Genomic DNA, 9105 nt, shown 5'->3' on the forward strand with positions numbered 1-9105 from the left:
GGGCCGGGGCTTCCGGCCGGGGGCGGCTCCACCATTTGGCCTTCGTGGGCTTGCCCTCGTCCATGCTCTCCCCACAACTGCCCGCGGCGGACGCCGATCGCCTGCTCAACCCCGCGCCCGCCGAGTCTCCCCGGCGAGCACGGTCCACCGAGATTCAACCAGGTTCCGCCGCCGAAGCGCAGGGCACCCGTCGCGTCAGTGGACCTGCGAGGTGCCTTGCAGGGGGCCCGAACCCGGGGGCGCGGCGGCCGTGTTCACCGGATCCGCGCCGCGCGTCCGCAGGGGCCCAAGGACGGGCGGCCGCGCGGGGGCCGTATGCGGCGGGCGTATGAGCGGGGAGAGCGCGGCGGCGCCCGCCAACATCGGCGCCGTCAGCTCCCGCACTCTCTCGTGGACACGCGACTGCGTGGCCCCGGGCAGCAGCGGCCCCGTCACCTCGGTCGGGGCGACCGGCACCGACAGGGCGCCGGGACGCTGGCCCTGTGCCGACAGCGGATTGCCGCCGCCGCGGCGCCGCACGGAGTCGGGGGTCGCGACGACGCCCGAGCCCTGGGTGCGCTGCGGCGTCACCTTGCTGTTGGTCTTGGCGCCGCCGGCCCGCGTGTCCCCGGGGTCGGTAGGGGTGACCACGGTGACCCCACCCAGCGCGATCGCGGCCAGCGACACCGCACCGGCCGCCGCGAAGGCGAAGCGGCGCCCGCGCCAGAGCGAGCGATCGCCGTCGTGCCGGGTGACGTCGTGGATGCGGAAGCCTCGGCCCTCGCCGGGCAGCACCGCGGCGTGGGCGCCGGACGGGACGTACCCCACGAAGGGCTCGGTGCTCACGCCGAAGATCCCGGTCCGCGGCAGTCCGGCGGAACCGGTGGCTCTGGGGGCTCCAGGGGCGAAGCCCTCCCCGTCGCCGGGGCCGCCGGGCGGCTCGGAGCCGCCCGCGGGGAGACCTTGGAGCCGGGCGAGGAAACTCTCGCTGGGCGGCGGCGGCGCCGCCTGCGCGAAGACGCTCTTCAGACGGCGCTGGGCATCGGCCTCGGTCTTGCACATCGGACAGGTCGCCAGATGCGCGAGGACGCGCTCGCGGGCGTCATGGCCCAACTCGCCGTCCACCAGGGCGGCGAGCCGGTCCCCCAGATGCTGCTCGGCCTCGGTCAGACGCCGCTCGGCAGGATTCGACCGTGATCCACTCACGCGGTCGCACCCCCTCCTCCCAGCGCCACGGCGCCGGTGACCGCGAGCGAGCGGCGCTCGGCGCGGGCCTCGGGAGAGCGGTGCTTGAGAGCCTTGCGCAGCTGCGAACGGCCCCGGTGGATACGGCTGCGGACCGTACCGAGCTTGACGCCGAGGGTGGCGGCGATCTCCTCGTACGAAAGGCCCTCGATGTCGCAGAGGACCACGGCGGCGCGGAACTCGGGCGCGAGGGTGTCGAGCGCCTGCTGGACGTCCGCGTCGAAGTGCGTGTCGTTGAAGACCTGCTGCGGGGACGGCTCGCGGCTCGGCAGCCGCTCCGCCGCGTCCTCACCGAGGGCGTCGAAGCGGATGCGCTGCTTGCGGCGGACCATGTCCAGGAAGAGGTTCGTGGTGATGCGGTGCAGCCAGCCCTCGAACGTGCCGGGGGTGTAGGTCGAAAGGGACCGGAACACACGGACGAAGACCTCTTGCGTGAGATCCTCGGCGTCGTGCTGATTGCCGGTCAGGCGATACGCCAGGCGGTACACGCGGCCGCTGTGCGTGCTGACGATCTCCTCCCAGGTGGGCGGAGTCCACGCCTGCGAATCCGCGTCAGCGGCAAAGGTCGCGGTCTGAGCGGAGTCGTTGGCACGGAGGCGGTCAGCAGTCTCGGTCACGGATTTCGGCTCACCCGCCAACCCGAGAAAACGCCGCAGCGCTCCTCCCCGATCCGCGGACGCAGCCGCACCTCCCCTATCGGCTCTGGTGGTGTCCAGTGGAGCCCCTACCATAACCACCTCGCCCGTTAGCTCCGGATAAGCGTTTTTACGTGAATTTGGTACGGGCTTCGCTGCGAGTGTCCTGCCGCTTCGACGCGCCCGCTTCCGGTGTGGATCCATCCGTCACCCCCGCTCTCCTCCCACCCCCTTTAAACGCACGGTCCCATCTGCGGGTTCCCGGCCCCAACGGATACAGTCACGGCCAGGCAACCACGGGGACAGGAGAGGGCCATTACCGGCAACCGGCAGACGAGCTGGGCGTTCGCCGACGCGTTTGTCGCCGAGGACGAGGCGCTGCGCTGGGCCCGGGACCGGGCCCGGGAGGCAGGGCTGCCCTCGGTGTCGCCCGGCACCGGCGCCGCGCTGCGGATGCTCGCCGCCACGGCTGACGCGAAAGCGGTGGCCGAGATCGGTACGGGGACCGGGGTGTCGGGGATCCATCTCCTGCACGGCATGCGGCCCGACGGCGTGCTCACCACGGTGGACCCCGAGCCGGACCACCAGCAGTTCGCCCGCCAGGCCTTCCGCGCGGCCGGCTTCGCCGGCAACCGCGCGCGGTTCATTCCGGGGCGGGCGCTCGACGTCCTGCCGCGGCTTGCCGACGGCGGCTACGACCTCGTGTTCTGCGACGGCGACCGCGTGGAGTCCCTGGAGTACCTCGCTGAATCGTTGCGCCTGCTCCGGCCGGGTGGGCTCGTCTGCTTCGAGGGCGTCTTCGCGGAGGGGCGGACCGTGGACTCGGGGCCGCAGCCGGTCGAGGTTCTGCACTTGCGGGATCTGTTGCGGACGGTGCGGGAGAGTTCTGAGCTTGTTACGTCGTTGCTGCCGGTGGGGGATGGCTTGCTTTGCGCCGTTAAGCGGTAGCGCCGGGAGCGGTTGTTCGTTGCTGCCGGCTTGGCCTGCCGCCGGGCGCGCGTTTCCTCTCTGCGGGCCGTCTTTGGCTGGTCGCGCAGTTCCCCGCGCCCCTTACGGGGCCCGACCTCGGCAAACCCTGACGGGGCGTTCCCCATTGGAGGCCCAGGGGCCCGGGAATAGCGCTGCCCCGGCATCGTCGATGCCGGGGCAGGGAAAAAAGTGGGTGCGCTTCCGCGTCAGCCGACGACCTTCTTCAGAGCGTCGCCGAGTGCGTCGGCCTCGTCCGGAGTCAGTTCGACGACAAGTCGTCCGCCGCCTTCGAGCGGAACGCGCATGACGATGCCCCGCCCCTCCTTGGTCACCTCGAGCGGGCCGTCGCCCGTCCGCGGCTTCATGGCCGCCATGCTCGTTCCCCTTCCTGAAACCAGCTCATCGCAGCCGACAACCCAGGTGTCACCGGCATCGAACACATTGCTTCCAGGTCATTATCCCGCATGGCGGGACCCGATGACCAACATCGGTCGGCATCGCTTGAGCAACGCGCGCCCGCAAAACCACCCAATTCGGCGATGTGGCTGCGATACTTCGCCGCCCCATACGCCCCACAGACCCGAAATTCTTTGACGCAGGTCACATATCCCGCTTCATGCCGGACCCCGATGATCTCCGTCATGCTGAGTCCCACGTACTGGACCAGCGGAGGGGAACACCATGGCCGACAGCGTGCTCTACGAGGTGAGCGACGGACTCGCGACGATCACGATCAACCGTCCCGAGGCGATGAACGCGATGAACACGGAGGCCAAGGTCGCCCTGCGGGAGGCCGTACGGGCGGCCGCCGCGGACGCCGCCGTGCGCGCCGTACTGCTCACCGCGGCCGGGCGCGCCTTCTGCGTCGGGCAGGACCTCAAGGAGCACATCGGCTCCCTCGCGGCGGACCGCGAGGCGGGCACCGGGCAGACCATGAGCACGGTCAAGGAGCACTACAACCCGATCGTGCGGGCGCTGACGGGCATGCCGAAGCCGGTCGTGGCCGGGGTGAACGGCGCCGCGGCCGGCGCGGGGCTCGGATTCGCGCTCGCCGCCGACTACCGCGTGGTCGCGGACACCGCCAAGTTCAACACCTCGTTCGCCGGGGTCGCCCTCACCGCCGACTCGGGCGTCTCCTGGACGCTGCCGCGCGTGGTCGGCCCCGGCCGCGCCGCCGACCTGCTGCTCTTCCCGCGCAACATCACCGCGCAGGAGGCGTACGACCTGGGCATCGCCAACAAGGTGGTGCCCGCGGCGGAGCTCGCCGAGGAGGCCGCGAAGGTGGCCCGCGCCCTGGCCGAGGGGCCGACCCTCGCGTACGCGGCGCTCAAGGAATCCCTCGCCTACGCGGCGGACCACTCCCTGGACGAGGCGCTGGACAAGGAGGACGAGCTGCAGGCCAGGGCGGGCGCCTCCGAGGATCACACGATCGCCGTCCAGGCCTTCATCGCCAAGGAGAAGCCGGCGTACCTGGGGCGCTAGCGCCTGTCCGACACCTCGCGGGCCACGCAGTCCGCGAGGTGGTCGTTGACCAGGCCGCAGGCCTGCATCAGGGCGTACGCCGTGGTGGGGCCGACGAAGCGGATGCCGCGCTTCTTGAGGGCCTTGGACAGGGCCGTGGACTCGTCGGTGATGGCGGGCACGTCGGCGAGGGCCCTGGGCGCCTCGCGGTCCGCCGGGTCCGGTGCGAACGACCAGATCAGCGAGTCCAGCTCGCCCTCGGGCCAGTCGGCGAGCACGCGCGCGTTGGCGAGGGTCGCGTCGATCTTGGCGCGGTTGCGGATGATGCCCTGGTCGGCGAGGAGCCGTGCCCGGTCCTCGTCGGTGAACCCGGCGACCGTGGCGATCTTGAAGTCGGCGAAGGCGGCGCGGAAGCCCTCGCGGCGGCGCAGGATCGTGATCCAGGACAGGCCCGACTGGAAGGCCTCCAGGCAGAGCCTTTCGTAGAGCGCGTCGTCGCCGTGGACCGGGCGGCCCCATTCGTCGTCGTGGTACGCCACGTACTCCTCGGTGGACAGGCCCCAGGGGCAGCGCAGGCCGCCGTCCGGACCCGCGAGCGCGCCGGTCGCGGCGCTCACTTCTCGCCCCCCTTGTCCTCGGGCTCGCGCGGTTCGTACTTCTCGAAGAGCGCCGGGCCCGCGACCGCCGTGGCCTGGGCGCCCGCCAGGGCCGCCTCCAGCTCGGCGATGCGGGCGTCGCGCTCGGCCAGCTCCGCGCCGAGGCGGCCGAGCACGTCGTCGACGTCGTCCATGTGATAGCCCCGCAGCGTCATCGGGAAGCGCACCGCGTCCACGTCCGCCCGGCGCAGCGGGCGGTCCAGGGGCAGCGGGTCGGTGAGGCGCTCGGGCGCGGCGTCGGGCAGGGCGCCGCTCTCGCCGCCGCCGACCACGGCGAGGGTCACCGCGCCGACCACCACGACGAGGGCGATGACCAGGAACAAGAACAAGACCATGTCGTCAGGCCCCCACACTCGACTGCCCGTGCTGAAAGTGTCACTGAAACCGCTGCTGAAACTGTCTGGGTCCGATCGTGCCATGTGCCTGTGACAGTTAAGGTCGCAGGCGGCCGAACCGCGACAAGGACCCAGGAGGGCCACAGGGGATGCTCAGGCTTGGCAGGCGCGAGTTCGACGCGCACGAGCCGGTGATCATGGCGATCGTCAACCGGACCCCGGACTCCTTCTACGACCAGGGCGCCACGTTCCGCGACGAGCCCGCGCTGGCCCGCGTGGAGCAGGCGGTGGCCGAGGGCGCCGCGATCATCGACATCGGCGGGGTCAAGGCGGGGCCCGGCGAGGAGGTGACGGCCGAGGAGGAGGCGCGCCGCACGGTCGGCTTCGTGGCCGAGGTCCGCAAGAGGTTCCCCGACGTGGTGATCAGCGTCGACACCTGGCGGCACGATGTCGGTGAGGCGGTCTGCGAGGCCGGTGCCGATCTCCTCAACGACGCGTGGGGCGGCGTCGACCCGAGGCTCGCGGAGGTCGCCGCGCGGTACGGGGTGGGCCTGGTGTGCACGCACGCGGGTGGCGCCGAGCCCCGGACGCGGCCGCATCGCGTCACGTACGAGGATGTGATGGCCGACATCCTGCGGGTGACGGTGGGCCTCGCCGAGCGCGCGGTCGCACTGGGCGTGCCGCGCGAATCGGTCCTCATCGACCCGGGCCACGACTTCGGCAAGAACACCCGGCACAGCCTGGAGGCGACGCGCAGGCTCGGCGAGATGGTGGAGACGGGCTGGCCGGTGCTCGTCTCCCTCTCCAACAAGGACTTCGTGGGCGAGACGCTGGACAAGCCGGTCAAGGAGCGCGTACTCGGCACGCTGGCGACGACGGCGGTCTCGGCGTGGTTGGGCGCGCAGGTCTACCGCGTACACGAGATCGCGCAGACCCGTCAGATCCTGGACATGGTGGCGACGATCGCGGGTCATCGGGAACCCGCCGTGGCGCGGCGGGGGCTGGCGTGACCTAGCCCCCGCGCGCGGGGCGTTACTTGCCGACCTCCTTGGTCACCAGGGAGATCGCCTCGTCGACGTCGTCGGTGACGTGGAACAGGAGCAGGTCCGCCTCGGAGGCCTTGCCCTGGGCGATGACCGTGTTCTTCAGCCAGTCGATCAGGCCGTTCCAGTACCGCGAGCCGAAGAGGACGATCGGGAAGCGCGTGACCTTGCGGGTCTGTACGAGGGTGAGCGCCTCGAAGAGTTCGTCCAGGGTGCCGAGGCCGCCGGGCAGTACCACGAACCCCTGCGCGTACTTCACGAACATCGTCTTGCGGACGAAGAAGTAGCGGAAGTTCACGCCGATGTCGACGTAAGGGTTCAGGCCCTGCTCGAAGGGCAGCTCGATGCCGAGGCCGACCGAGGTGCCCTTCGCCTCGACGGCTCCCTGGTTGGCGGCCTGCATCGCGCCGGGCCCGCCGCCCGTGATCACGGCGAAACCGGCCTCCACGAGCGCCTTGCCGATCGCGACCCCCGCCGCGTACTCCGGCGAGTCCACGGCGGTACGCGCCGAGCCGAAGACGCTGATCGCGGGCGGGAGTTCCGCGAGGGTGCCGAACCCCTCGATGAACTCGGACTGGATGCGCAGCACCCGCCAGGGGTCGGTGTGCACCCACTCGGAAGGACCGTCGGAGTCGAGGAGACGCTGATCGGTGGTGCCTGCCTGGACCTTGTCGCGCCGGCGCAGCACCGGGCCGAGCCGCTGCTCCTCAGGACGCTTCCCGGCAGCGGGGTCACCACTGTCTGTGCCGGCATCGGGGTTGGTCATCGTCTGCTCCCTCCACGCGTACGTGCCTCACAGCGTAGGTCTACGAAGACGTCAGCCAGGCCCGCAGCCGCTCCTCCGCCTCCGGGATCAGCGACGCCTTCACCCGCTCGTCGATCTTGTGTGCGAGCAGCGGGTCGCCGGGGCTGAAGTTCACCGCGGGCACGCCGAGCGCGCTGAAGCGGGAGACGTCCGTCCAGCCGAACTTGGGGCGGGCCTCGCCGCCGACGGCCGCCATGAACGCGGCGGCGGCCGGATGGGTGAGGCCGGGGCGGGCCGCGCCCGTGTGGTCGTCGACGATGAACTCGTCGACGCCGCAGTCGGCGAAGTAGTCGCGCACGAAGGCGACGGCTTCCTCCTCGGTGCGGTCGGGCGCGTAGCGGAAGTTGACGGTGACGGTGCACTCGTCGGGGATGACGTTGGTGGCGACGCCGCCCTCGATGCGTACGGCGTTGAGGCCCTCGTGGAACTGGAGGCCCTCGACGACCGGCTTGCGCGGCTCGTACGCGGCGAGCTTGTTCAGGATCGGGGTGGCCGCGTGGATGGCGTTGGCGCCCATCCACGCGCGCGCGGAGTGCGCCCGCACCCCCTTGGTGCGCAGCAGCACCCGCAGCGTGCCCTGGCAGCCGCCCTCGACCTGGCCGTCGGTCGGCTCCAGGAGGACCGCGAAGTCGCCCGCCAGCCAGTCGGGGTGGGCCTCGGCGATGTGGCCGAGGCCGTTGAGGTGGGCGGCGACCTCCTCGTTGTCGTAGAAGACGAAGGTGAGGTCGCGGTTGGGCTCGGTCACGGTCTGCGCGATGCGCAGCTGGACGGCGACGCCCGACTTCATGTCACAGGTGCCGCAGCCCCACAGGACGCCGTCCTCGTCGAGCCGGGAGGGCACATTGGGAGGGTTGTCGGCGATCGGCACCGTGTCGATGTGCCCGGCGAGGACGACCCGCTCGGCGCGGCCGAGGTTCGTGCGGGCCACCACGTTGTTGCCGTGGCGGTCGACGGTGAGGTGCGAAAGGCCGCGCAGGGCCGTCTCGATGGCGTCGGCGAGGTCCTTCTCCGAGCCGCTCGGGGAGGGGAAGTCGACGAGCCGGGCGGTCAGCTCGGCGGCGTCCAGCGTGAGGTCAAGCGGGGTCTGAGGCATGCGGAAGACCCTAACGCCGACCGCGCTCCCCGGGGCGCGTCGGCCGTCGGTGGGCTCCAGTACCTTGGACGCGTGCCTGAGCCCCCCACCTTCCTCCTCCGGCGCGGCCGTCTCCCCCGTCGCACGGTCGCGGTCCTCGTGCTGCTCGCCGTCGTGGGGTATGTGGCGGTGCAGTACGTCTACGGGGACAGGCCCTCGCCGCGGTGCACGGTGGTGTCGGCGAACGACGACGGCGCGTCGTACGAGTTCACGGCGGAGCAGGCGCGGAACGCCGCGACGGTCGCCGCCGTCGGCACCTCGCGCGGCATGCCCGAGCGCGCGGTGACCATCGCCCTGGCGACCGCCCTCCAGGAGTCGGGGCTGCGCAACATCCGGCACGGCGACCGGGATTCGCTCGGCCTCTTCCAGCAGCGCCCCACGCAGGGCTGGGGCGACGAGCGCCAGATCATGGACCCGGCGTACTCGGCGGCCCGGTTCTACGAGCATCTGGCCGAGGTCCCCGGCTATTCGCGGCTGCCGCTGACGGTCGCCGCCCAGCGGGTGCAGCGCAGCGGCTATCCGCAGGCGTACGCCAAGCACGAGCCGGACGCCGTGCTGCTCGCCGCCGCGCTCACCGGCCGCGCGCCCGCCGCCCTCAGCTGTGAGGGCCGCGCCGGCACGGAGCCCGGTGGCCCGGCGCGGGTGCGGGCCGCGCTGGTGCGCGACTTCGGCCGCGAGGTGCGTCCGGAGGGGGCCCGGGGGCGGACGGTGACGGTCCCGGTGCCCGCCACGGCCGCCGCGGCGGGCAGGGCTCCGCGGCGCGGCTGGGAGCTGGCGCACTGGGCGGTGGCGCAGTCCTCGGCGCTGCGCGTCGAGCGCGTCTCGTACGGGGGGTGGGAGTGGCG

11 protein-coding genes are annotated in these 9105 nt (G+C 72.0%); 4 read left to right on the forward strand and 7 right to left on the reverse strand.

The annotated features are described in order from the left end of the window. Positions 1 to 195 precede the first annotated feature (195 nt). On the reverse strand, positions 196 to 1185 hold the full coding sequence (locus tag GKQ77_RS20770) for an anti-sigma factor family protein (RefSeq protein WP_219690428.1): 990 nt from the start codon (positions 1183 to 1185) through the stop codon (positions 196 to 198). Then, complete coding sequence (sigE, locus tag GKQ77_RS20775) at positions 1182 to 1955, reverse strand: RNA polymerase sigma factor SigE (protein ID WP_219690429.1); 774 nt, start codon at positions 1953 to 1955, stop codon at positions 1182 to 1184. Before sigE ends, GKQ77_RS20770 begins: the two co-directional genes overlap by 4 nt. A gap of 153 nt (positions 1956 to 2108) precedes the next feature. Between sigE and GKQ77_RS20780 the strand changes: the two genes are divergently transcribed. Beyond that, on the forward strand, positions 2109 to 2807 hold the full coding sequence (locus GKQ77_RS20780; protein WP_219690436.1) for an O-methyltransferase: 699 nt from the start codon (positions 2109 to 2111) through the stop codon (positions 2805 to 2807). 227 nt (positions 2808 to 3034) lie between these two features. Here GKQ77_RS20780 and GKQ77_RS20785 read toward each other — a convergent pair whose 3' ends face one another. Then, on the reverse strand, positions 3035 to 3202 hold the full coding sequence (locus tag GKQ77_RS20785) for a DUF3117 domain-containing protein (RefSeq protein ID WP_003966491.1): 168 nt from the start codon (positions 3200 to 3202) through the stop codon (positions 3035 to 3037). Between the two features lie 307 nt (positions 3203 to 3509). On the opposite strand from GKQ77_RS20785, the gene chcB reads away from it, so the two are divergent. Then, positions 3510 to 4310: a 2-cyclohexenylcarbonyl CoA isomerase gene (chcB, locus tag GKQ77_RS20790; protein ID WP_219690430.1), complete on the forward strand. Its 801-nt coding sequence runs from the start codon at positions 3510 to 3512 to the stop codon at positions 4308 to 4310. Here the strand turns inward: chcB and GKQ77_RS20795 are convergent. Beyond that, positions 4307 to 4906 carry a DNA-3-methyladenine glycosylase I gene (locus GKQ77_RS20795; protein WP_219690431.1) on the reverse strand — a complete coding sequence of 200 codons (600 nt, stop codon included), beginning with the start codon at positions 4904 to 4906 and terminating at the stop codon, positions 4307 to 4309. The genes chcB and GKQ77_RS20795 overlap by 4 nt on opposite strands. Beyond that, entirely contained in the window at positions 4903 to 5280 is a 378-nt protein-coding gene (locus GKQ77_RS20800; RefSeq protein WP_219690432.1) for a DivIVA domain-containing protein, read from the reverse strand. Before GKQ77_RS20800 ends, GKQ77_RS20795 begins: the two co-directional genes overlap by 4 nt. Positions 5281 to 5429: 149 nt before the next feature. On the opposite strand from GKQ77_RS20800, the gene folP reads away from it, so the two are divergent. After that, positions 5430 to 6290: a dihydropteroate synthase gene (folP, locus tag GKQ77_RS20805; RefSeq protein ID WP_219690433.1), complete on the forward strand. Its 861-nt coding sequence runs from the start codon at positions 5430 to 5432 to the stop codon at positions 6288 to 6290. Between the two features lie 22 nt (positions 6291 to 6312). Here folP and GKQ77_RS20810 read toward each other — a convergent pair whose 3' ends face one another. Together GKQ77_RS20810 and dapE are read right to left on the reverse strand one after the other, a co-directional pair. Then, positions 6313 to 7089 carry an LOG family protein gene (locus GKQ77_RS20810; RefSeq protein WP_219690434.1) on the reverse strand — a complete coding sequence of 259 codons (777 nt, stop codon included), beginning with the start codon at positions 7087 to 7089 and terminating at the stop codon, positions 6313 to 6315. A 40-nt stretch (positions 7090 to 7129) separates the two neighbouring features. Further along, positions 7130 to 8221, reverse strand: coding sequence for a succinyl-diaminopimelate desuccinylase (gene dapE / locus GKQ77_RS20815; RefSeq protein WP_219690435.1), 1092 nt, complete (start codon positions 8219 to 8221; stop codon positions 7130 to 7132). Positions 8222 to 8293: 72 nt separating this feature from the next. On the opposite strand from dapE, the gene GKQ77_RS20820 reads away from it, so the two are divergent. Further along, positions 8294 to 9105, forward strand: an 812-nt coding sequence (locus GKQ77_RS20820; RefSeq protein ID WP_308117733.1) for a heavy metal transporter, incomplete at its 3' end; no start/stop codon positions are given.

The organism is Streptomyces anatolicus, from assembly GCF_019400875.1.
In the GTDB taxonomy this organism is placed as follows: domain Bacteria; phylum Actinomycetota; class Actinomycetes; order Streptomycetales; family Streptomycetaceae; genus Streptomyces; species Streptomyces anatolicus.